At 31.8% G+C, this 23,735-nt stretch carries 23 protein-coding genes and 1 pseudogene; 8 read left to right on the plus strand and 16 right to left on the minus strand.

The window, feature by feature from the left end; translation table 11 throughout:
- Window positions 1-6: 6 nt before the first annotated feature.
- From ettA to G5V56_RS11475, 7 genes are all read right to left on the minus strand, one after another.
- Complete coding sequence (gene ettA / locus G5V56_RS11445) at window positions 7-1,698, minus strand: energy-dependent translational throttle protein EttA (RefSeq protein WP_166965083.1); 1,692 nt, start codon at window positions 1,696-1,698, stop codon at window positions 7-9.
- A complete protein-coding gene (locus G5V56_RS11450; protein ID WP_166965085.1) occupies window positions 1,698-1,880 on the minus strand; it encodes a CAL67264 family membrane protein in 183 nt (60 codons plus the stop codon). The genes ettA and G5V56_RS11450 overlap by 1 nt, the downstream gene beginning before the upstream one ends.
- Window positions 1,881-2,074: 194 nt before the next feature.
- Window positions 2,075-2,794 carry a pirin family protein gene (locus G5V56_RS11455; protein WP_206285900.1) on the minus strand — a complete coding sequence of 240 codons (720 nt, stop codon included), beginning with the start codon at window positions 2,792-2,794 and terminating at the stop codon, window positions 2,075-2,077.
- A gap of 47 nt (window positions 2,795-2,841) precedes the next feature.
- Window positions 2,842-3,714, minus strand: coding sequence for a pirin family protein (locus tag G5V56_RS11460; protein ID WP_166965087.1), 873 nt, complete (start codon window positions 3,712-3,714; stop codon window positions 2,842-2,844).
- 50 nt (window positions 3,715-3,764) lie between these two features.
- The gene (locus G5V56_RS11465; RefSeq protein ID WP_166965089.1) at window positions 3,765-4,202 is read right to left on the minus strand and encodes a MarR family winged helix-turn-helix transcriptional regulator; all 438 of its coding nucleotides are present in this window, start codon (window positions 4,200-4,202) and stop codon (window positions 3,765-3,767) included.
- A 9-nt stretch (window positions 4,203-4,211) separates the two neighbouring features.
- On the minus strand, window positions 4,212-4,493 hold the full coding sequence (locus tag G5V56_RS11470) for a GNAT family N-acetyltransferase (protein WP_166965091.1): 282 nt from the start codon (window positions 4,491-4,493) through the stop codon (window positions 4,212-4,214).
- A gap of 2 nt (window positions 4,494-4,495) precedes the next feature.
- Window positions 4,496-5,026, minus strand: coding sequence for an NADPH-dependent FMN reductase (locus tag G5V56_RS11475; protein WP_166965093.1), 531 nt, complete (start codon window positions 5,024-5,026; stop codon window positions 4,496-4,498).
- 144 nt (window positions 5,027-5,170) lie between these two features.
- On the opposite strand from G5V56_RS11475, the gene G5V56_RS11480 reads away from it, so the two are divergent.
- Complete coding sequence (locus G5V56_RS11480; protein ID WP_166965095.1) at window positions 5,171-6,799, plus strand: acyl-CoA carboxylase subunit beta; 1,629 nt, start codon at window positions 5,171-5,173, stop codon at window positions 6,797-6,799.
- Window positions 6,800-6,856: 57 nt separating this feature from the next.
- Here G5V56_RS11480 and G5V56_RS11485 read toward each other — a convergent pair whose 3' ends face one another.
- The 7 genes from G5V56_RS11485 to G5V56_RS11515 form a co-directional block, all read right to left on the minus strand.
- Window positions 6,857-9,172, minus strand: coding sequence for a VWA domain-containing protein (locus tag G5V56_RS11485; RefSeq protein ID WP_166965097.1), 2,316 nt, complete (start codon window positions 9,170-9,172; stop codon window positions 6,857-6,859).
- A gap of 157 nt (window positions 9,173-9,329) precedes the next feature.
- Window positions 9,330-10,415, minus strand: a complete 1,086-nt coding sequence (locus tag G5V56_RS11490) for an AMP-binding protein (protein ID WP_166965099.1) — start codon at window positions 10,413-10,415, stop codon at window positions 9,330-9,332.
- A gap of 22 nt (window positions 10,416-10,437) precedes the next feature.
- Window positions 10,438-11,379, minus strand: coding sequence for a CPBP family intramembrane glutamic endopeptidase (locus G5V56_RS11495; protein WP_166965101.1), 942 nt, complete (start codon window positions 11,377-11,379; stop codon window positions 10,438-10,440).
- Between the two features lie 3 nt (window positions 11,380-11,382).
- On the minus strand, window positions 11,383-12,420 hold the full coding sequence (locus tag G5V56_RS11500; RefSeq protein WP_166965103.1) for an o-succinylbenzoate synthase: 1,038 nt from the start codon (window positions 12,418-12,420) through the stop codon (window positions 11,383-11,385).
- A 59-nt stretch (window positions 12,421-12,479) separates the two neighbouring features.
- Entirely contained in the window at window positions 12,480-13,157 is a 678-nt protein-coding gene (locus tag G5V56_RS11505) for a metal-dependent hydrolase (RefSeq protein WP_166965105.1), read from the minus strand.
- 42 nt (window positions 13,158-13,199) lie between these two features.
- Complete coding sequence (gene menA, locus G5V56_RS11510) at window positions 13,200-14,102, minus strand: 1,4-dihydroxy-2-naphthoate octaprenyltransferase (RefSeq protein ID WP_166965107.1); 903 nt, start codon at window positions 14,100-14,102, stop codon at window positions 13,200-13,202.
- On the minus strand, window positions 14,103-14,942 hold the full coding sequence (locus tag G5V56_RS11515) for a 1,4-dihydroxy-2-naphthoyl-CoA synthase (RefSeq protein ID WP_166965109.1): 840 nt from the start codon (window positions 14,940-14,942) through the stop codon (window positions 14,103-14,105).
- Between the two features lie 180 nt (window positions 14,943-15,122).
- Here G5V56_RS11515 and G5V56_RS11520 point away from each other — a divergent pair, with 180 nt between their 5' ends.
- Window positions 15,123-16,292, plus strand: a complete 1,170-nt coding sequence (locus G5V56_RS11520; protein WP_166965111.1) for a C1 family peptidase — start codon at window positions 15,123-15,125, stop codon at window positions 16,290-16,292.
- Window positions 16,293-16,631: 339 nt separating this feature from the next.
- On the opposite strand, the gene G5V56_RS11525 is transcribed toward G5V56_RS11520, so the two are convergent.
- Window positions 16,632-17,297: a uracil-DNA glycosylase gene (locus tag G5V56_RS11525; protein WP_166965113.1), complete on the minus strand. Its 666-nt coding sequence runs from the start codon at window positions 17,295-17,297 to the stop codon at window positions 16,632-16,634.
- A 64-nt stretch (window positions 17,298-17,361) separates the two neighbouring features.
- Between G5V56_RS11525 and G5V56_RS11530 the strand changes: the two genes are divergently transcribed.
- Both G5V56_RS11530 and G5V56_RS11535 read left to right on the plus strand, forming a co-directional pair.
- Window positions 17,362-18,855 (plus strand): YfcC family protein, encoded by a 1,494-nt coding sequence (locus tag G5V56_RS11530; protein WP_166965115.1) that lies wholly within the window; start codon window positions 17,362-17,364, stop codon window positions 18,853-18,855.
- Window positions 18,856-18,863: 8 nt separating this feature from the next.
- Window positions 18,864-20,084, plus strand: coding sequence for a DUF418 domain-containing protein (locus G5V56_RS11535; protein ID WP_166965117.1), 1,221 nt, complete (start codon window positions 18,864-18,866; stop codon window positions 20,082-20,084).
- Here the strand turns inward: G5V56_RS11535 and holA are convergent.
- On the minus strand, window positions 20,061-21,065 hold the full coding sequence (holA, locus tag G5V56_RS11540) for a DNA polymerase III subunit delta (RefSeq protein WP_166965119.1): 1,005 nt from the start codon (window positions 21,063-21,065) through the stop codon (window positions 20,061-20,063). The genes G5V56_RS11535 and holA overlap by 24 nt on opposite strands.
- A 72-nt stretch (window positions 21,066-21,137) precedes the next feature.
- Here holA and G5V56_RS11545 point away from each other — a divergent pair, with 72 nt between their 5' ends.
- The 4 genes and pseudogenes from G5V56_RS11545 to G5V56_RS19070 form a co-directional block, all read left to right on the plus strand.
- The gene (locus G5V56_RS11545) at window positions 21,138-21,584 is read left to right on the plus strand and encodes a type I restriction enzyme HsdR N-terminal domain-containing protein (RefSeq protein WP_166965121.1); all 447 of its coding nucleotides are present in this window, start codon (window positions 21,138-21,140) and stop codon (window positions 21,582-21,584) included.
- A complete protein-coding gene (locus G5V56_RS11550) occupies window positions 21,581-22,570 on the plus strand; it encodes a glycosyltransferase family 2 protein (RefSeq protein WP_166965123.1) in 990 nt (329 codons plus the stop codon). The genes G5V56_RS11545 and G5V56_RS11550 overlap by 4 nt, the downstream gene beginning before the upstream one ends.
- A 95-nt stretch (window positions 22,571-22,665) precedes the next feature.
- Window positions 22,666-23,505 carry an OmpA/MotB family protein gene (locus tag G5V56_RS11555; RefSeq protein WP_166965125.1) on the plus strand — a complete coding sequence of 280 codons (840 nt, stop codon included), beginning with the start codon at window positions 22,666-22,668 and terminating at the stop codon, window positions 23,503-23,505.
- Between the two features lie 122 nt (window positions 23,506-23,627).
- A pseudogene (locus G5V56_RS19070) lies at window positions 23,628-23,735 on the plus strand (lipid A biosynthesis acyltransferase); the annotation flags it as partial.

A 23,735-nucleotide genomic window follows, 5' to 3' on the forward strand; every position in this document is an offset into this window, starting at 1 on the left:
ACTTCTTTATCGTACTAATTTTTTATACTTAATTCGTTTTGGCATCAAATCACCACCAAGTCGTTTCTTTTTATTTTCTTCATATTCACTAAAACTACCTTCAAAGAAATACACTTGAGAATCGCCTTCAAATGCTAAAATATGCGTACATATTCTATCTAAAAACCATCTGTCATGACTAATAACAACGGCGCAACCGGCAAAGTTTTCTAAACCTTCTTCTAAAGCTCTCAATGTATTCACGTCAAGGTCATTTGTAGGTTCATCTAAAAGTAACACGTTTCCTTCTTCTTTAAGAGTCATGGCTAAATGCAAACGGTTACGTTCACCTCCAGATAACAACTTTACCTTTTTATTTTGTTCGCCTCCAGAAAAATTAAAACGACTTAAATACGCTCTGGAATTGACTTCCTTACCTCCCATTAAGATAAGTTCCTGCTCGTCACTAAAGTTTTGCCAAATAGTTTTTTCTTGGTCAATATTAGAATGACTTTGATCAACGTAGGCAATTTTTGCAGTATCACCTACTTTAAACTCGCCTTTATCCGGAGTTTCTTCACCCATTATCATTCTAAAAATGGTGGTCTTTCCTGCGCCGTTAGGACCAATAACACCTACAATTCCAGCTTGTGGTAATTTAAAGTTTAAACTTTCATACAATAGCTTATCATCGTATCCTTTACTAACACCTACCGCCTCAATAACATTGGTTCCCAAACGTGGACCATTAGGTATATAGATTTCAAGTTTTTCATCCAATTGTTTCTGGTCTTGGCTCATTAACTTATCGTAGTTGTTCAAACGCGCTTTTTGCTTTGTTTGACGTCCTTTTGCTCCTTGTCTTACCCATTCTAATTCGCGTTCTAATGTTTTCTGACGTTTAGAAGCTACTTTGCTTTCTTGTGCCATACGTTTAGATTTCTGATCTAACCACGATGAGTAATTACCTTTCCAAGGAATGCCTTCTCCTCTATCTAATTCTAAAATCCAGCCAGCTACATTATCTAAAAAGTATCTATCATGTGTTACGGCAATCACCGTTCCTTTATATTGTGCTAAATGATGCTCTAACCAATGTACAGATTCGGCATCTAAATGGTTGGTTGGTTCATCTAATAATAGCACATCTGGTTCTTGTAATAATAATCGACACAACGCTACGCGCCGTTTTTCCCCACCAGATAGAATACCTATTTTTTTATCACCATCTGGGGTGCGTAAAGCGTCCATAGCTATTTCAAGTTTGGTATCTAATTCCCAAGCATTAGCAGCATCAATTTGATCTTGTAATTCTGCCTGACGATTCATCAGTTTTTCCATCTTATCTGGATTAGAATAGACTTCTTCCAACCCAAACATGTCGTTTATTTTATTGTATTCGTCAAGTATAGCAACCGTTTCAGCGGCACCTTCACGAACAATTTCCATAACGGTTTTATCATCATCAAGTTTTGGCTCTTGTTCTAAATAGCCCACCGAATAATCTTGTAAAAAGGTCACATCACCTTGGTAATTCTTATCTATGCCTGCGATAATTTTTAGCAAGGTTGATTTACCAGAACCATTGAGACCTAAAATTCCAATTTTAGCTCCGTAAAAAAAGCTTAAATAAATATTTTTTAAAACGGGCGTATTGGCACCTTGAAAGGTTTTGGTTAACCCATTCATTGAAAAAATTACTTTCTTATCGTCGCTCATTATACTCGTCCTTTTAAAGCGTTAAAAACCCAAGCAATCGCGAAAAAGCCAATACCTACAGAAGCGAAACCCCATCCTGCTACTTCATCATATCTAAATGCTCCAAGCGCGATTAATCCCAGACCTACAAAAATCATAATCCATGTTGCCCATGCTAACACTGTGTTTTTATTCATTGCCATAATTAAATCTATATTTAGGGCACATCCTTGTTAGATAACAAGGTCAGGCTATTCGCTAAATCTTTTTTAACTGATATCAGTTAAAAAAGGATATCGCTTCTATCCTTTGTGCAAATTGAAACACAAATATCGTATTTTTAAATAAAAAAGCATCTTATCAAGGATGCTTAATTATTTTTTAGATTTAAAATTTCTTAAAATACCATAGGAACTTCAATAATAATTAAATTTGAATTAGATTTTGCTTTCAGATTTAACGTGTCAACTTCAGAAACACCTATAGCATCTCTAGAATTTAAAATTGTATTTGCAACTTCAACAGCCCCTTCAACAACAAAAATATAAAAGCCATTGTTGCTGTTTTTAGCCTTTAGTGTTATAGATTTATCTTCATCCAAATCCGTTCTATAAATATAAGCTTGCTGACTTATGGGTAAAGCATCATCTTCTAACTTGTCTTTTGGCGCAACAACCGTTTGAAGTTTGTTTTTCTGTTCTGAAGCATCAAATAACCGTTGTTCGTAATTTGGTGTAACACCCATTTCTTCAGGAATAATCCATAATTGAAGGAAATTGGTTTCATCGGTTTTACTATCGTTAAATTCAGAATGTGTTAAACCTGTTCCTGCACTCATAACTTGGACTTCACCAACTTCAATAGCACGTTTATTTCCCATACTATCTTGATGAGATAATGCGCCTTTTAAAGGAATAGAGATAATTTCCATATTCTGATGCGGATGTGTGCCGAACCCCATTTTAGGTTGCACTAAATCGTCATTAAGCACTCTAAGCGCTCCAAAATTCATTCGTTCTGGGTTTTGATACCCTGCAAAACTAAATGTGTGATGAGATTTTAGCCATCCGTGGTTAGCAAAACCTCTACTATCTGATTTGTGAATTATTGTTTTCATAATATTACATTTTTTTATTTCCTTGAAGAAGGAAATCTAATCTCTATTTATCTCTCTGGAAGAAAGCCCATCTTACCCATTTGGTAATCGCGCATAGCTTCTAAAATTTCCGTTTGTGTATTCATCACATACGGTCCGTAACTATTTACAGGTTCCTTTAAAGGTTCGCCTGACATTAATAATAATTTACTTTTCTTATGTGCTTTTATTGAAAAGCCTTCGCCATCCTGATTAAACTCAATCAATTGATTTTTATCTTGAATTAGTGTTTCAGACTCATTTAAAGTAACATCACCATGTATTAAATACAACATAGCTTGATGTGTACTAGGTATTTTTATAAATGCGTTACCTTCTTCATTTGTATCAATGATAAACGCATTAACAGACGTTTGTGTTTGAATGCGCCCATAAATACCCTCTAATTCTCCTGAGATAACTTTGATTTTAACGTTGTCATCATTAAAAGAAACTACTTTAAAATCTTCATTTCTTTCATGCTGATAATTAGCTGGCATCATTTTTTTATTAGCAGGTAAATTCAACCATAATTGAATTCCTTCAATATAACCTCCTTTTTTAATGAATTCTTTTGTTGGTCCTTCAGCATGCACTATGCCTCTTCCAGCCGTTGTCCACTGCACATCACCAGCCTTTACGACACTCTCATTACCCAAGGAATCACGATGTAATTGTTCACCTTGAAACAAAAAAGTAATGGGTTCGAAACCACGATGTGGATGCGGACCTAAATCAAAGGGGTTGTGTTCTTCCGAAATATGATACGGTCCGTAATGATGTAACAAGATAAACGGATCTATCATATCTATTTGTTGTGTTGGTAGCGGCTGCCGTAATCTTATAGGACCCATATTTACAAAATCACTCCGCCCTATTGTTTTTATGGTATTTGTTTTCATTTTTTATATTTTTTAGTTTCCATGGAAACTATTTGTTTAAAAAAATACGATTATCGCATTTTATCGAGCAGATTACTTAATTGTTCCGCTTCTTCTTCATTTAAATTCTTCAATAAATCTTTATTAAAATTATTGGGTATTGCTTGTAACAACTCCTTTCCTTGTTCAGTAATTATAATTTTAACAACGCGCCTATCATGTTCTGATGGCAACCGCTTTATATAGTCTTTAGCACATAATTTATCCATAAGCCGCGTAGCATTTGGAGCGCGTTCTATCATTCTATCCTTAATAACTTGCACATTTAGCGGCTCATCTGCGCCATTCAAAATTCTTAAGATATTATATTGTTGTGGAGAAATGCCATATGATTTAAAAAACTCATTTTGACAATTTGAAATCCAGCTAGCCGTATACAAAATATTCAATAAAGCTTTTATTCTGTTATTGGTAAAAGTTGAATTAATATCTTTTGAAAAATCTCCCATAATCATAAATTAATATAAAACATCAGCATATAACAATCCTTTCTTTTTAAAAACAGCATGTGCAAAGGGACACAATGGTTTTATTTTAATATTGTTTTCTTTGGCAAAATTAACCGCAGATTCAACAAGTTTATAACCTACACCTTGACCTTTAAAAACCTCGCTTACTTCGGTATGATCTATGATAAAATTTTTGCCAGCATAAACATAGGTCATTGCTGCTTCCTCCTTACCATTAAGTATTACATAGAATTTTCCCTTCTTGCCATCATCTTCATGATTAATATACATGACTAAAGTGCTTTTTTAAATTGTTCCACTGAATTTTTTAATTGCTCATTATATTCATCATTAACAATAATACCATCAACAAAATTATTTCCAAAAAAAGGCAACGAAAACACTTCAATTATATTGGCATCATGATACGGAAATCTATTTTTTGCCATTTCTAAAACTGAAGCTCCTCCTCGACCTCCTGGAGAGGTCGCCATTAACAACATAGGCTTGTCAAAAAATGTTTTACTTTCAATTCTAGACATCCAGTCGAATAAATTTTTAAAAACAGTTGCGTAAGCGCCGTTGTGTTCTGCTAATGATAAAATAATACCGTCAGATGATTTTATATATTCCAAAAATTTATTTGCATTTTCAGGAATACCATGTTCTTGTTCGTAATCTATGCCATAAACAGGCAATTTATAATCATTTAAATCTAAAATAGAAACGTTACTATCTTTTAAAAGAGTGCTTGTATAGTTCACTAATTGCTTGTTGATTGAGTTTTTACTGTTTGATCCTGCAAAGGCTATTATATTTTTCATAGTTCTAAATATTTAATACAAATGTATAATAAAAATATTTATTTTCCAAGGAAACTAATTCCATGTAATATTATTTAATATTTAATTAACATTGTTTGAAACCTTTTTTCAATCTTTTGTACATTAGCATCAAACTAAGTGAACATGGACATCAACTTCAATAAAAACGAAGATCATAATAAACTTTTACTTTCTGAACTCACAAACCGTCTTGGCAAAGTACATCTTGGAGGTGGAAAAGCCAGTATTGAAAAGCACCACGCTAAAGGAAAAATGACTGCTCATGAGCGTGTTGATTATTTATTAGATTCAAATAAAAAATCAATCGAAATTGCTGCTTTTGCAGGAGAAGACATGTATAAAGAACACGGTGGTTGCCCATCGGCCGGTGTCGTTGTTAAAATAGGTTATATCAAAGGAAAACAATGCATTGTAGTTGCTAATGACGCTACCGTTAAGGCTGGAGCTTGGTTTCCAATAACAGCCAAGAAAAACTTAAGAGCTCAAGAAATTGCTATAGAAAATCGTTTACCTATTATTTATTTGGTTGATAGTGCGGGTGTTTATTTGCCATTACAAGATGAGATTTTTCCAGATAAAGAGCATTTTGGGCGAATTTTTAGAAATAACGCCATTATGAGTAGCATGGGAATAACCCAAATTGCTGCGGTTATGGGAAGTTGTGTTGCTGGAGGCGCCTATTTACCTATCATGAGTGATGAAGCGTTGATTGTTGATAAAACCGGAAGCATTTTTTTAGCGGGGAGTTACTTGGTAAAAGCCGCTATTGGAGAAACTATTGATAACGAAACTTTAGGTGGTGCTTCAACACATTGTGAAATTTCTGGTGTTACAGATTATAAAGCGAAAGATGATAAAGATGCTTTAGATACCATTAAAAATATTATTGATAAAATAGGTGATTACGATAAAGCTGGTTTTAATAGAACAGAAATAATAAAACCTAAAGAAAATCCTGAAGATATTTATGGTATTATACCAAAATCGAGAGCTGACCAATATAATATGTATGATATTATTAAACGCTTGGTTGACAATTCTGAATTTGATGAATATAAAGTGGGTTATGGAAAAACTATCATAACGTGTTACGCGAGGATTGATGGTTGGGCCGTTGGCATCGTCGCGAATCAACGTAAGCTAGTAAAAACAAAGCAGGGAGAAATGCAGTTTGGAGGTGTTATTTATAATGATAGTGCCGATAAAGCAACACGTTTTATTGCTAATTGCAATCAGAAAAAAATTCCGTTGGTATTTTTACAAGACGTTACCGGGTTTATGGTTGGTAGTAAAAGCGAACATGGGGGCATTATAAAAGACGGTGCTAAAATGGTTAATGCGGTGAGTAATTCCGTTGTTCCTAAATTTACTGTTATTATTGGAAATAGCTATGGAGCAGGTAATTATGCTATGTGTGGTAAGGCATACGACCCAAGATTGATTGTGGCATGGCCAAGTGCAGAACTGGCTGTGATGAGTGGAAACTCGGCTGCCAAAGTATTACTCCAAATAGAAACGGCTTCCTTAAAAAAGAAAGGCGAAAAAATTACTAAAGAAAAAGAAGACGAACTCTATAATAAAATAAAAGATCGATACGATTCTCAAGTATCTCCTTATTATGCCGCTGCTAGAATTTGGACGGACGCAATTATCGATCCGCTAGATACACGAAAATGGATTAGCATGGGTATAGAAGCTGCAAACCACGCTCCTATTGAAAAACCATTTAATATGGGTGTGCTTCAAGTATAAATAGAATAACGCTTGATAGATTTAAATCTACCAAGCGTTATTAAAGCGCATTTTTTTCTATAAATTTTGATAAGACTCAACTAATCTTATAAACTCCGTTTTATAGCCATCTTCATCGTTACCTTTTCCTAATTTTGCTAAAGCAATAACATCTTTAATATTAAAATTATTATAATATTTTGATTGTCGTAATTGCATTCCGAACAACGCTACTGCAGAAGCAAACTTTAAATCTTCAGAAGCTTCAGTCATAACATCTTTTTGAATATGGACCATTTCTATACTTTTGTCACCATCTGGTTTTTTATACCTGAATTTTACTGTAAACAATTCATCTGAATAATTTTCAGTTATCTGTGATTTCGTATATTTTAAATCATCAACATGCTTCAAATAATCACTTTTAACACCTACTGGAATAACTTCATATAAAGCTGTAACCGTATGACCGCTACCCAATTCACCTGCATCTTTGGTATCATCAATAAAATCTTCATCTTCAAGCATTCTATTTTCATACCCTATTAATCTATAGGCCTGAACTTTATTAGGGTTAAACTCTATTTGAATTTTTACGTCTTTCGCTATGGTAAATAAGGTGCCACCAAATTCTTTTCCAAACACTTTTTGAGCTTCCTGAATGGTGTCGATATAAGCATGATTTCCGTTCCCTTTATCAGCCAAAGTTTCTAATTTGGAATCTTTATAATTACCATATCCAAAACCTAAGACCGATAAAAACACTCCAGATTTACGTTTCTCTTCAATAAGCTTCTCCATAGCATTATCACTAGATGCACCAACATTAAAATCACCATCGGTTGCCAAAATAACTCTGTTGTTTCCGTTCTTTTTAAAATTTTGTTCAGCTAATTTATATGCCAATTTAATGCCTGCACCACCAGCTGTAGATCCACCTGAATTTAAATTATCTAAAGCCGCTATAATCTTCTCTTTATGCTTCCCAGAGGTAGGTTCTAAAACAACACCTGCTGCTCCTGCATATACAACAATGGCAACTTTATCTTGCTCACGTAATTGATTCACCAATAGTTTAAACGCCGACTTTAACAGTGGTAGTTTATTTGGAGAACCCATAGACCCAGAAACATCAATTAGAAAAGTGAGATTTGATGCTGGTAATTCTTCATTACTATATGTTTTTCCTTGCAATCCTATTTTAACAAGTTTAGTTTGATTATTCCAAGGTGTTTTAACCACTTCGGTAATAATCGAAAAAGGATGTTCACCAGTAGGTTGTGGGTAATTGTATTTAAAATAATTAATCATTTCTTCAATTTTAACAGCATCAGGTTCAATAGCCATTCCATTGTTAATCATACGTCTTATGTTACTATATGATGCTTTATCAACATCAATAGAAAAGGTTGATAAAGGAGATAATGATGTTCGTTCAAAATTGTTTTCTTCAATAACTGCATAGCTTTCGTTGTTATCTATTCTAAAATTGCCTTGATGTGTTGTGATGACAATACATCCGTTTTTAGCAATCTTTCCAAATTTCTTTCTAGCATCCGCTTTATCAAACTCTGTTTTAGTATCAATATCTTTTTCTGAAAAATTGTCTATGATATAATTATGCTCCTTTTTAATTGGCATTCCATCAACAATATATAAGTGGTCAGTTTCAACTATAGCGTTGTTGTTCTTAGTTGAAATGATAATAACTCCATTGCTTGCTCGACTTCCATAAAGAGCTGTTGCACTTGTGTTTTTAAGAACATTGATATCTTTTATTTCATTTGGATTTAAACGTTCCATGGTATCATAACTTGATACTTTACCATCCACAATTATTAAAGGTTTTTTATTTTGAGAAACAGAAGCCATGCCTCTAATTAAAATATGAGAACTTGTTTGTGGCTTTGACACATTATTAGTGATTTGAACTCCTGCTGCCTTTCCTTGCAATGCTTGATTTATTGGCGTTGACTGTATTTGACCTGCTAATTTGTTATGGTATTCCTTTTGTTTTTGTCGTTTTATTTGTGAAGCTGATGCGGTATATGATCTCCTAGTAGTTGTTCCGTAACCAACAACTACCACTTCTTCTAAACAGGCTGTATCTTCTTCTAGCACTACCGAAATAGTATGAAGCTTACCTACTTTTCTTTCTTCTGTCTTAAAGCCAACATAACTAAACACTAAAATATCTGTGTCTTTAACATTTATTTGATACAGGCCATCAAAATCTGTTTGAACTCCTGTCGTTGTCCCTTTAATTAAAACATTGACTCCTGGTAATGGCAAATTATCGCTTGCCGAAGTGACTTTTCCTGAAATTAGTTTTTCTTGAGCTTGTAATTGTATAGATACTGTTAATACAAGAATGATTTTTAATAATGATTTCATAATAGCTGATTTTAAAGTTTAGCATAAAACTAGACCTAACAGCTATTTTATAAAACCTATAATGAGTAAAGCATGTTTTTGAATGAGGGAAACAACAAAAAAGGGTAAAACTTAAGCTTTACCCTTTTTTAATAAAAGTATATTTTTTTAATCTATTTTAGATTATTCCTAGTTTTGTTAATATTTTTTTACGTTGAATTTTATCTGAGATAACATCAAACTTATGAGCGCAGTATATTTTCTTTGGCTTTTCGTATTTATCTAAATCTTCAAAAATTGAATTGTCGACAGTATCAATATCACCTTCTAAAATTAAAATAATTTTTTCCCCAAAAGTTTCATCTTTTTCAGAGGCAATAAAAAAGCGTTGTTTAATTTTTTCTTGTAATTTTTCTTCGATAGTTTCAGGGAAAATTTTAACACCACCTGAATTAATCACATTATCAAACCTTCCTAACCATTCAAATTCATCCTCTGAATACAGTTTTACCAAATCGTTTGTTACAATAGGTTGTTTAGTTAAATGTCCAGACTCAATTACTAAGCAACCACGGTCATCTTGAGAAATAGAAATATCTGGCAAAGTTTTAAAAATAGATTTGCCTAATGAAGTCGTTTTTTGTTCACTTTCAAAATTATTTAATGGTCTTAAAGCTATATGGGTGGCTGTTTCAGTCATTCCAAAGGTTTCAAAAACACGAGTTGACTTGTCTTGTATAGCTTCAATTAACTTATTAGATACCTTAACACTACCTACAATAATGTTTTTAAAATTATTAATATCATGCAGAGAATTTTGCAATTGAATTGGTAACATTGCCGCAAAATCATATTTGGTTTTTGTATTAAATATAGGGTGTGATGTCGGTTCTGTTAAATCTAATTCTAATCCTAAAATCATAGCTCTAACAAGCATCATTTTTCCTGCAATAAAGTTGGCTGGCAAACAATGAAGTGCTTTATCTCCAGGCTTAAGATTGAAAAAATTTCCAGTAAAAATGGAAGAATTCACCATAACTTGTTTATCTATTTTAATAAGTTTTGGCTTTCCGGTTGTCCCCGTCGATTTAACCTTAATAAAACTCTTGTTATCTAACCAATCTAATAAAAAATCTCCGATAGCTTCTTCATAATGCAATCCTTCTTTTACAAAACTATAAGCAATTTCTCTTATATCATCTTGATTGTAATTAACACCGTTAAGCTTAAATTTTAAATGTACTTTATTATAACTTGGTATCACGCTATTATCAATTTTATATGGTTTAATTTTCTTTTTGAGGCTCTAACACTTTTCCAAACAGTTTGTCTTTCCAGTTAGCCCACTTATATTTTTTTGATAAAATTAATAGAATTATTGGAAATACTATAACTAAAGGAACAAATATATCTGTAAAACCCGCAGCTTCTGGTTCTGAAATATCTTTAAAAATTGAATGTGTTTGAAATGCTGTCCAATCGGCTGTTACCAACAACGCAGTAAACAAATTATTAGCTGCATGAAATCCTAAGGAAAGCTCTAAACCTTCATCCATTAGCGTCATTATTCCAAGAAAGAAACCTGTTCCTATGTAATAAATTAACATAATATCTCCTAATTGATCAACTTCGGGATTAGCATAATGAAGCGAACCAAAGACCACTGAGGTAAGTATTAACGGAGCCCATTTATTCTTTAAAACAACTCCTATTCCCTGCATCAAATAACCTCTAAACAAATATTCTTCGAAGCTTGTTTGCAATGGCACCATAATGATGGCAACAATACAAAGAATTAAAAATGGTATCCATTTAAAGTTAACCACATAATTTTCTGGAGTGTTATAATATTCAATTAAAACAAAACTACTTGATATAATTCCCCAAAGAAAAAAGATAAACCAAAAGCGATTCCAGTCAATTTTTTTTCTTGAAGTCGTTATTTGGATAAAAGATAGTTTATGTAAATATTTAGTAACTAAAAGTAAGCCAGCCAAACCTACCGCAAATGATAAAAGCATTAAAAACAGGTTCAAATTAGATTCTAATAGTGACATCATTTTTTGTTCGTTCATATTAAACAAACTGTCTCCATTAAAATATGCTTTTGCCATAACCGCAGCGGTAAAAGGAATTTGTCCTATTATAACAGCTAAAACTATTAATGATAAACCAATTAAATACCGCCACCATTCGTGAAGTCCTTTAAAAGCCTGAGAGATATACATATGCTATAAATTAAAATTCCATTTCTTAGTTGTATTATAATTCAACGCTCCATTCTTAACTTCTAATGGAGAGTCTATATTATTTGTAAAAAGACCACCAGTTCCTAATCCCTGCGGTAACTTATTTTGTTTGGTGTAGGTGTATTGCGCTATGGCGTTTAAACCAATATTACTTTCTAAAGCACTGGTAATCCACCAACCAATGTTATTGCGCTCTGCACTAGTAATCCAGTCTTCACTCCCTTTAAAACCACCTATTAATGTAGGTTTTAAAATGATATAATGTGGATTAATAATTTTAAGCAACTCTGCTTTATCTTCTTTTGAAAAAACGCCTATTAATTCTTCATCTAAGGCAATAGACAAGGGTGTTTTTTCACAAAGTTGAGACATAGCTTCTACTTGGCCTTGTTTTATGGGTTGCTCGATTGAGTGTAAATCAAATTCTGATAATATTTTTAGTTTTTCAAGAGCTTCTGATGGCGAAAATGCACCATTTGCATCCACTCTTAATTCAATATCTTTAGATGAAAATTCTTTTCTAATAGATTTTAAAATATCTGTTTCAGCTTTAAAATTAATAGCTCCAATCTTCATTTTAATGCATGAAAAACCGGATTCTATTTTATCCTTTACTTGTTGACGCATAAAATCTTCACTTCCCATCCAAATAAGACCATTTATGGAAATAGATTTTGTTCCTGTTGTAAATTCTGAAGGAAATAATTCAAATTGGTTTTTAGCTTCTAATGATTTTAAAGCCATTTCTAAACCAAATTGAATACTAGGAAATTCAGTTAACTCTTGTAATAAAATGTCTAAATCTGAATTAATGTGATCACACAACCATTGTAATTTTTCTTCATAATCTAAACGATCATCAATAGATAACCCTTTAAACATACCACATTCGCCAATACCTTGCTGGTTATTTTCGCTAATTTTTATATACCAAGTTTCTTTAGTATGTAGTACCCCCCTTGAAGTACCACTAGGTTGTTTAAAATTTAAGACGTGCTTTTGGTAGGTTACTGTTTTCACAGGCCAAAAATACTTAAATAATTTTGGAATTTTAATATGATTCTAGACTAGAAATTAATTTATAATTCAATGCTTTCTCCAATTTCTAATAACATTAAGTCTTTGTTTTTCTCATAAAACTTACGTTTGGCTTCTTCATGATCTATTTCAATATATCCAAAGGTATCATAATGAGACCCTAAGACTTTATCACACTCAACAAAATCACTAGCCAGAATAGCATCGTCAATACCCATTGTAAAATTATCGCCAATAGGTAAAATAGCTAAATCTAATTTTGTTTGAAGCGGAATAAGCTTCATATCCATGGTTAAAGCAGTATCACCAGCGATGTATATGTTTTTATGTTCGCCCTCAATAACAAAGCCTCCTGGTTGACCTCCATAAGAACCATCAGGAAATGATGAGGAATGTATGGCATTCACATATTTTACATTTCCAAATTCAAAATCCCATTGACCACCATGATTCATAGGGTGTCCTTCTATTCCTAATTTTTCAAAATAGGATACGACCTCAAAATTTGAAACGATTACAGCATTTGTGCGTTTTGCAATAGCTTCTGCATCTAAAATATGATCTTGGTGAGCATGAGTTAATAGAATATAATCAGCTTTTAAAGTATCTATATTGATATGAGACGCGTTAGGATTTGCTGAAATAAAAGGATCTACTAATATGTTTATATCGCCTACTTGAATACCTAAAGAGGCATGACCGTAAAATGAAATTTTCATGGGTATAAGATTAAATAATTAATTAAGAAAAATACAAAATTTCTATAACAAATGACCTATTCCCATGAGAATAGCTAGAAGAAATGTGGTAAGTGCCAATTTTTTTAATTCTGGATCAAGTAATCTTAGTTCGGTCGTCTTTTTAACTTTTATAAGGTGAATAATTAATGGAATATAGGTAACCATAAAAATTAAATTATAGGGAGAAGTGTAATATAAGATTCCGAATATTGCTGACAATAAAATTGCTGAACCAACCAAAAAAAAGTGATACACTTTCATGTATGTTTTTCCCAGCTTAACAGCTAAGGTCATTTTTTGTGATTTTTTATCAGATTCAACATCTCGCATGTTATTGAGGTTTAACACCGCTGTACTTAGAAGTCCAATAGTACAAGCCGGTAAAAAAACAACATGGTCTATTTGTTTTGAATATAAAACGTAACACCCGATAACACTTACGATTCCAAAAAAAACAAAAACAAACAAATCTCCTAAACCTCTATAACCATAGGCATTTTTGCCAACAGTATACCTCATAGCTGCAACAATACTAACAACACCAAGAATAAAAAATGTAAGTGTTAGAAAAAAATGATACACATTAAAGGCACAGAAAATAAGAGTTAAAGATAAAATTATAGAAATCAAAACACTTATTTTAATGGCATTGAACATACTTTCTGGAGTTATTTTACCACTTTGTATTGCTCGTTCCGGACCTATTCTATTTGAATTATCTGTACCCTTAACACCATCACCATAATCATTGGCTAGATTAGATAATATTTGAAAACTTAAGGTTGTTAAAATAGCAAGAATAAAAATATCCCATTTAAAAAATCCATTATATTCTGCTAAACAAGACGCTAAAATAATTCCAGATACAGATAAAGGCAACGTCCTTAATCGCATAGCTGAAATCCAAAGAGACACATTTTTCATTTAAGGAATCCATTTTTTATCAAAATTAGGCTTACGCTTTTCTAGAAAAGCATTTCTACCTTCTTTTGCTTCATCTGTCATATAAGCTAAACGCGTCGCTTCACCGGCAAAAACTTGTTGCCCAACCATGCCGTCATCAGTCAAATTCATAGCGAATTTCAGCATTTTAATTGAGGTAGGTGATTTTGCTAATATTTCTTGCGCCCATTCAAAAGCAGTCGATTCTAAATCTTCATGAGGAACAACTTTATTAACCATTCCCATTTCAAAAGCTTCTTGTGCAGAATAATTTCTTCCTAAGAAAAAGATCTCTCTGGCTTTTTTTTGTCCAACCATTTTTGCTAAATAGGCCGATCCATATCCACCATCAAAACTGGTAACATCGGCATCAGTTTGCTTAAAAATAGCATGCTCTTTACTTGCCAATGTTAAATCGCAAATAACATGCAAACTATGTCCGCCACCAACTGCCCAGCCTGGTACAACGGCAATAACTACTTTAGGCATAAACCTAATTAATCTCTGAACTTCAAGAATATTTAAACGATGATAGCCATCTTCGCCTACGTAGCCTTGATGCCCTCTTGCCTTTTGGTCGCCTCCACTACAAAATGAATAAACTCCATCTTTAGTTGAAGGTCCTTCTGCAGATAATAATACAACGCCTATATTAACATCTTCATTGGCATCATAAAAGGCATCGTATAATTCACTTGTTGTTTTAGGTCTAAACGCATTTCTAACATTTGGTCTATTAAAGGCTATTCTGGCAACACCGTTACATTTTTTATAGGTGATATCCTCATAGTCTTTCGCCGTTACCCAATCAATTGAACTCATTATTTTTAAAATTTAGTGTAAAAATAAGTGATTTATATTTGATACAAAATTAAAGTTTTAGCAGATATTAAAACAGTCTTGATTCTTAACAATTGTTAAAATTTATAATAATTTCTGAAAAACGTTTACACTAAATTCTATTTAAATTAAATTTGTCTTTTGACTTCAATTTTCCCAAATATGAAACATTATTTATTAGTATGTTTATTTTTTATTTCAGCATTTTTTTCTCAGGCTCAAGAAACAACTATACAAAAAACATCTATTCCTGCAGAACAACATTATAAATTCACTCCTGTTATTGATTTAGAAACCTCTTCAGTAAAAAACCAAGGAAATACAGGTACTTGCTGGAGTTTTTCTACGTCTTCGTTTGCAGAATCAGAAATTTATAAAAACACTCAACAAGATATTGATATTTCTGAAATGTTCACTGTTAGAAAAACATATGAAGATAAGGCTTGGGATTACGTAATGAGACAAGGAAAAACACAGTTTAGCCAAGGTGGTCTAGCTCATGACGTTATTAATTCTATCAAAAAAAATGGATTAGTTCCAGAAAGTGCTTTTAGCGGTGTGTTAGGAGTTGATAAAAAATACAACCATTCAAAAATAGTGCCTGCTTTAAAAGAAGTATTAGATGCCTACATAAAAAATGGAAAGGATTCAAAATACCCTAATTGGAAGCAATCTGTTGATTCTATTTTAGATATTTATATAGGAAAAGCACCAGAAAACTTCATGTATAACGGTGTTGATTATACTCCTAAATCATTTTTAGCGATGACCAAGTTTAATCCTAATAACTATATCACGTTAACATCATTTACGCAAGAGCCTTTTTATTCAACCTTTATTTTAAATATTCCTGATAATTTTTCAAACGGTTCCTTTTACAATTTGCCGCTCGATGAATTAATTGAGGTTACTGATAACGCCATTCATAAAGGCTACACGATAGCATTAGATATTGATGTTTCTGAAAAAACATTTTCTCAAAAATACGGATTAGCTGTCCTTCCACAAAAAATTGAAGATAATGAAAAAGCAATGACCTACATTGTAAAAGAGAATAACGTAACTCAACAATACAGGCAAGAAGAATTTGAAAACTTCAACACAACCGATGATCATTTAATGCAAATAGTTGGATTGGTTAAAGACCAAAATGGCACACAATACTATAAAGTTAAAAACTCTTGGGGTACAACTGGCGATAGAATTGGGAATGGAGGGTTTATTTACATGAGTAAAGCTTATTTTAAACTTAAAGCTATTTCCGTTTTAGTTAATAAAAATAGTTTACCAAAAAACTTATCTGAAATATTAGAAAAACCATCTAAAAGTTAATTTAATACTTCTTCAGTTTTAAAAAATACGCACTAGTGCGTATTTTTTATTTGTTAACAATAAATTAAATTTATCATAATAAAAAAATAGCTGTTATAAATTTAATTTTTATTAATTTTGCAAGGTTATTTTTATGATAATGTTTTTTTACCGCAAAAAAGCGCATTTTATCGATAATTTAATATATATTTGCAAAACAACAAACCCCTCTATCTATGATTTATACTATTACTATTTTAATTTCTACACTAGTGATAATTAATTTTTTACTATTGAAGTTGAGTTGTAATAAGACAACTAAAAAGATTAGTAAAAAGCCTATTATTCTTTCTGAAAGAACTACCAATGTATCGGCTTCTGAAGAGCTTGCTCCAACAGGAAGTTAGTTTTACTAAAATGTTTATTACCAAACCAAAAACCTCTGTTAGCGCTTAATGGGGAAGGATGACCACTTTTAAGTACAATATGCTTATTAATGTCTATTAATTTTATTTTATTTTTCGCATAGCCACCCCATAACATAAATATAACACGCTCTTTATTATCACTTATTGTTTTGATAACTGCGTCTGTAAATAGTTCCCAGCCCCTTTTTTGATGACTTCCAGCCTGATGTGCTCTCACCGTTAAGGTTGCGTTTAACAATAAAACACCTTGATTTGCCCATCTAACTAAATTACCACTTTTGGGATATGGAATACCCAAGTCTTGTTCTATTTCTTTAAATATATTAATTAAAGACGGTGGATGCTTAACCCCATCATTTACAGAAAAACAAAGCCCATGAGCCTGACCAACATCATGGTAAGGGTCTTGACCGATAATGACAACTTTAACATCATCAAAATGACAATGCTCAAAAGCATTAAAAATTTGATTTCCAGGCGGGAAACATTGATGTTTTAAATACTCTCCTTTAACGAAATTTGTCAAATCCTTAAAATAAGGCTTCTCAAACTCATTTTTTAAATGGAGTTTCCAACTATCATGTATTTTTACATTCATATACCTCAGTAAAAAAATTAATCTAAAATAATACTATCTTTATTCTTTCAAAATATAAAAGCCATTGAAAAAACGTAAATTTCCAACCGCCCAAACCATTTTACTTATCATAGCTGCAATGGTCGCATTACTTACTTGGATAGTTCCTGCAGGAAAATATGATACACTTTCATACAATGCAACTGAAAACACATTTATCATACATGGTTCAGAAAAAGAAACATCCTTAAAAGCAACACAAGAAACATTAAATAATTTAGATGTTAAAATTCCATTAGAAAAATTCACTAGTGGTGATATTTGGAAACCAATAAACATTCCAAATACTTACAAAAAACTAAAAGCCCAACCTCAAGGAATTTTAGATTTTATAAAATCGCCTATAAAAGGTATCGTTGAAGCTGCCGATATTATTTTTCTTGTTTTAATTATTGGGGGTTTAATAGGAATCATGAATCTTACGGGTGCCTTTGATGCTGGAATTTCATGGATGGCAAATGCATTAAAAGGTCGAGAATTTATTTTAATAATAGTTGTTACTTTTTTAATATCGTTAGGAGGAACAACCTTTGGATTGGCTGAAGAGACCATAGCCTTCTACCCTATTTTAATTCCTGTTTTTCTTGCTGCAAAATATGATGCTATGGTTGCTTTGGCTTCTATATATCTTGGTTCGTCTATTGGTACTATGTTTTCTACCATAAATCCTTTTAGCGTTATTATTGCATCTGATGCGGCTGGTTTAAATTGGACTACAGGGTTTACTGTCAGGTTGATAATGTACGTGATTGGAACACTTATTTGTATTCTTTACATATTATTTTACGCTAAACGCGTTAAAAAAGATCCTTCAAAATCTGTCATTTACAGTCAAAAAGAAGAAATAGAACAATTATTTGGCAACACTACTAATTCAACTATCAAATTAACTACTCGGTTACGATTAATAATTATTATTTTTTCTTTGTGTTTTGTTGTTATGGTGTATGGTGTTTCTATGCTAAAATGGTGGTTTATTGAAATGACTTCTGTGTTTTTAGTGGGAGCTATTTTAATTGGTATCATTGCAAACATTAAAGAATCTGTTTTTGTTGATACTTTTGTTAAAGGTGCTAGTGATTTATTAGGTGTTGCTCTTATTGTTGGTATTGCTCGGGGTATAACCGTTTTAATGAATGATGGTTTAATAAGTGATACCATGTTATACTATGCCAGCAACATGACCAACGGTATGAACAAAGGTTTGTTTATTAATGCTATGCTCTATATTTATGGCGGATTGTCGTTTTTCATTCCCTCTTCTTCTGGAATGGCTGTACTTACTATGCCTATTATGTCTCCTTTGGCAGACGGCGTTGGAATTGGCCGAGAAGCTGTCGTAAATGCTTATCAATTTGGTATGGGCTTGTTTGCCTTTATCAATCCTACCGGGTTAATTTTAGCATCATTGGCCATTGTAAAAGTGGGTTATGATAAGTGGTTGAAATTTGTAATGCCTTTGGTACTCATACTCATTGTATTCACTATGATTGCATTAACTATTTCTGTTTATATTTAGTTGGGTTTATGTTAGTAAACAAAAGTAATTCTAGAATTTATGTCGTTGACGCTCTAAGAGGATTTGCATTGGTATCCATAATGCTTTTGCATAACCTTGAACATTTTGATTTTTATTATAACCCACAGTTTCTACCCGAATGGATGATAAAACTTGATTCGTTTATTTGGGATAGTCTGTTTTTTCTTTTTTCAGGTAAATCTTATGCTATTTTTGCTTTTCTTTTTGGACTCACCTACCATATTCAAACTAATAATCAAGAAAAAAGAGGTCGTGATTTTAGATTCCGATTTATTTGGCGCCTAGTACTTCTTTTTTGCTTTGGACTCATTAATTCAGCTTTTTATCAAGGAGATATTTTATCTATATATGCCTTTGTAGGATTATTTTTAGTTCCAGTAACTAAATTGAATACTAAAATTGTTTTTGGTATTGCAATAATTTTATTGTTACAGCCTTTTGAAATATTTAAACTTATTAAAGCTTTTAATAATCCAGATTTAATTACACTCGATCCAAAGTCTTGGGCGTATTTTGGAAAAATGAGTGACTATATCCCTGGAAATTCATTTATTAATACTATTATAGGTAATTCAACAAATGGAAAAATTGCAGTATGGAGATGGAGTTTTGAAAATGGACGATTTTTTCATATCCTCTCATTGTTTATGTTTGGCATGCTTGCAGGTAGAAAAAAAATATTTGATTGGAATGATACTAACAAACGCGTTTGGACTAAAGTACTCATTATTTCAAGTATTATTTTTGTTCCTCTCTTTTTTATTCAAAAACATATACTAAACTTAATTAGTAGTAAAGCTATTCTAGATTCAATCAAGACAATTGAAACATCTTGGACTAATATATCTTTTATGTTAGTTTTAATGTCTGGTTTTGTTTTGCTTTTTCATTCAAAACACGTTCATAAAAAGCTTGATATATTTTCTCCAATGGGTAGAATGAGCCTTTCAAATTATATCTTTCAATCTATTATAGGAGCTTCTATTTATTACGGCTTTGGATTAGGATTATATAAGTATACTGGGGCATCCTTTAGCTTAATAATCGGGATTTTATGTTCTATTCTTTTAATTTATTTTAGCAAATGGTGGTTAAAAAATCATAAACGAGGTCCTTTTGAAACCGTATGGCATAAACTAACTTGGTTGTATTCAAAAAATAGTGAAAAAGGAAATTTTCACATATTAAACCAAAATCCTAACCATTAATTCTTTAAGTAAATCGCCTTGAGGAACTGCATTTGAACCTACCCCTTTACTTTTAACATCAAACTCTCGTAATGTAGAAATTACAGTACTTACTTTTTTCATAGGAAAATTTTTGGCTGCAAAAATGTATTCATTAACAAAATACGGATTGATTTTTAAAACTGAAGCAACGTTTCTTGGCGACTTATCGCTTAACCCATGGAATTGAAGTAATTGGGAGAAAAAATTAAATAATAACGACACGGTTACTACCATAGGATTATCCTTAGGATTTTCAGCAAAATAATTAATAATTTGGTGTGCCTTAACCACATTGCGCTCTCCAATGGCTTTACGCAATTCAAAATTATTATAGTCTTTGCTAATACCTATGTTTTCTTCTATATCAACTGGTGTTATTTGCGTGCCTTGTGGTAATATTATTTGAAGTTTTTCAAGTTCGTTATTGATTTTGCTCAAATCGGTTCCTAAAAACTCAACCAACATTTGTGCTGCTTTAGGAACAATAGTATATTTTTTTGCAGATAACACTCTACGAATCCAATCGGCTACTTGATTTTCATAAAGTTTTTTACTTTCATAAACAACGCCTACTTTTTTAATAGCTTTATATAATACTTTACGTTTATCTATTTTTTTATACTTATAATTAAGTACCAAAACTGTTGATAATTGTGGGTTTTCAGCATAAGCAACCAATTTTTCAATAGTTCTTGATAAATCTTGTGCCTCTTTAACAATCACAACTTGCCGTTCAGACATCATAGGATAGCGTTTGGCATTTTCTACAATATCGTCAATGGTAATGTCTCGTCCATATAAAACCACTTGGTTAAAGCCTTTTTCGTCTTCAGAGAGCACAGTGTTTTCAATAAAATCTGAAATCCTATCTATATAATAGGGTTCTTCACCCATTAAAAAATAAATCGGTTTTATTTGTCCGTTTTTTATATGGGTAACTAATTGTTTAACTTCATCCAAAGCAATAAATTTTTATCTCAATTTGGTATTTAATTATTGTAGCGTAACTTTGATACATCTAAAAACACGACGTTGCAACAACTCAATTTTCCTAAGTTTTCGTTTCGATTCAAAAATAGCGAAAATAAAATTTCTATTTTCGATGTAATACGCAAAAGATTTGTGATTCTTCAACCTGAAGAATGGGTGAGACAACATTGTGTACATTATTTAATTGAAAACAAAGGATATCCTAAATCATTAATTAATATTGAGAAAGAATTAATTGTTAATACGTTACGAAAACGTTATGACATAGTTGTTTTTAATCCTGACGGAAGTATTCATTTAATTGTTGAATGCAAATCACCTGCCATTACCATTAATCAAAACACGTTTGATCAAATTGCTCAGTATAATTTAGTGTTAAACGCAAACTATTTGATGATTACTAATGGATTAAATCATTATTATTGCCAAATGGATTTTAAAGCCGAAAAATATCAATTTTTAAAGGATATTCCAGATTACCAGAAATGAAATTAGCCATTGTCATACTAAATTGGAACGGCAAGCAGCTTTTAGAGCAGTTTATGCCTTCTATTGTTAAACATTCAAAAGAAGCAACTGTTTATTTAGCAGACAATGCCTCTACCGACGATTCCGTAGTTTTTATTAAAAGTAACTTCCCCACTGTAAAAATTATTCAAAATACTGTTAATGGCGGCTACGCTAAAGGCTATAATGATGCGCTCAAAAATTTAGATGAAGACATATTCTGCTTAATTAATAGCGATGTTGAAGTTACAGAAAACTGGTTAGCTCCAATTATTGAAACCTTCACAAATGAAGCAAACACGGCCATAATTCAGCCTAAATTATTAGATTATAATGATAAAGAGTATTTTGAATATGCGGGAGCAGCTGGAGGATTTATAGATAAATTTGGCTATCCGTATTGCAGAGGGCGAATTTTTAATACCATTGAAAAAGATTTAGGTCAATACAACGACAAAGCAGATATTTTCTGGGCGTCAGGTGCTTGCTTGTTTATTAGAAGCAACGTTTTTAAGCAATTAAACGGATTAGACGAATGTTTCTTTGCTCATATGGAAGAAATTGATTTGTGTTGGCGCGCAAAAAATATGGGATATCATGTAACCTATGTTGGTCAATCAGAAATATATCATGTGGGAGGTGCTACGCTAAGCAATACAAATCCTCAAAAAACATATCTTAATTTTAGAAATAGTTTATACACTTTAACTAAAAATGCCAAAGGAAATTTATTCTTTTTAATTTTTATAAGACTTGTTTTAGACGGTGTTGCTGCTGTAAAGTTTTTGTTTGAATTAAAATTCAAACATATTTCTTCAATTGTTTATGCGCACTTTAGTTTTTATAGGCATCTTAAAACATTATTAAAACAACGAAAAGCCTTTAAAAACAAACAAAAATACTATAATAAAACATCTATTGTTTTAGATTACTACGTATATCATTCTAAACACTATAACTGTTTGTAAATAGTTAGCAAAATTTTTGTTAAAATGTTAAAAACGGCTGATTTTTACATACATTTGTACTTAATAAAACCAGAAAAATTAATCCTTAAGTAATTATGAAGAAACTTTTTTTATTTAGCTTAACAACTTTATTGCTTCTTAGCTCATGTGTATCTAAAAAAGAATATGCTGCTCTTGAAGCCAAACAAAAAGAAACACAAGATTTATTAAATACAGCTACTGTAAAATTGAATAGTTGCTTAGCTGACAAAGCTGCTGCAACTGCAAGAGCAACAACTTTGGAAGAACAAGTTGCCGATTTACGTAAAAGTAATGATAACTTAACTGTGTTATCATCAAAAGGCGCTTCAAATGTTGAAAAAACACTAGAAAGCATTAAAGAAAAAGAACTTAAAATAACTCGTTTACAAGATGCCTTAACTAAAAAGGATAGTATAACATTAGCAATTGTTACTAGCTTTAAACGTGAAGTTGGAATCAATGATCCAGATATTGAAATCAATGTTGAAAAAGGCGTTGTATTTATCTCAATTGCAGATAAATTATTATTCCAAAGTGGAAGTTACAATGTGACTACTAGAGCAAAAGAAGTACTTGCCAAAGTAGCTAAAGTAGTAAACAGCAAGCCTGATTTTGAATGTATGGTTGAAGGGCATACTGATAATGTTCCTTACAATAAACCACCATTATTAGACAATTGGGATTTAAGTGTTAAACGTTCTACATCTATTATTAGAGTATTACAAGACTTAGGTGTGAATCCAAAACAACTTATTGCTGCAGGCCGTGGTGAATATGTTCCTTTAGTTGATAATGATACTGCTGAGCATAGAGCTACTAACAGACGTACTCGTATTGTTGTTTTACCTAAAATTGACCAATTCTACGATATGGTTGAAAAAGAAATGAAAAATCTTTCTGCAGGAGGAAATTAGGAGTTAAGAAATAAATTTTATAAAAGCTCAATCGAAAGGTTGGGCTTTTTTTGTGTTGCCTAAAGTTCGGTCTATATTGTGTAAGTTCTGGCAATAGGCTTTTCATTACTAACATACAAAAAATCAGAAAGAAATTCTACCATCATTTATGTGATATGTTTTTAGAAATGGCTAAAACTATGAGCATTTCTGAAAATGAACTAAAAAAACGATTTAAGATTAAAAATCCA

Source organism: Yeosuana marina, assembly GCF_011762485.1.
GTDB lineage: Bacteria > Bacteroidota > Bacteroidia > Flavobacteriales > Flavobacteriaceae > Yeosuana > Yeosuana marina.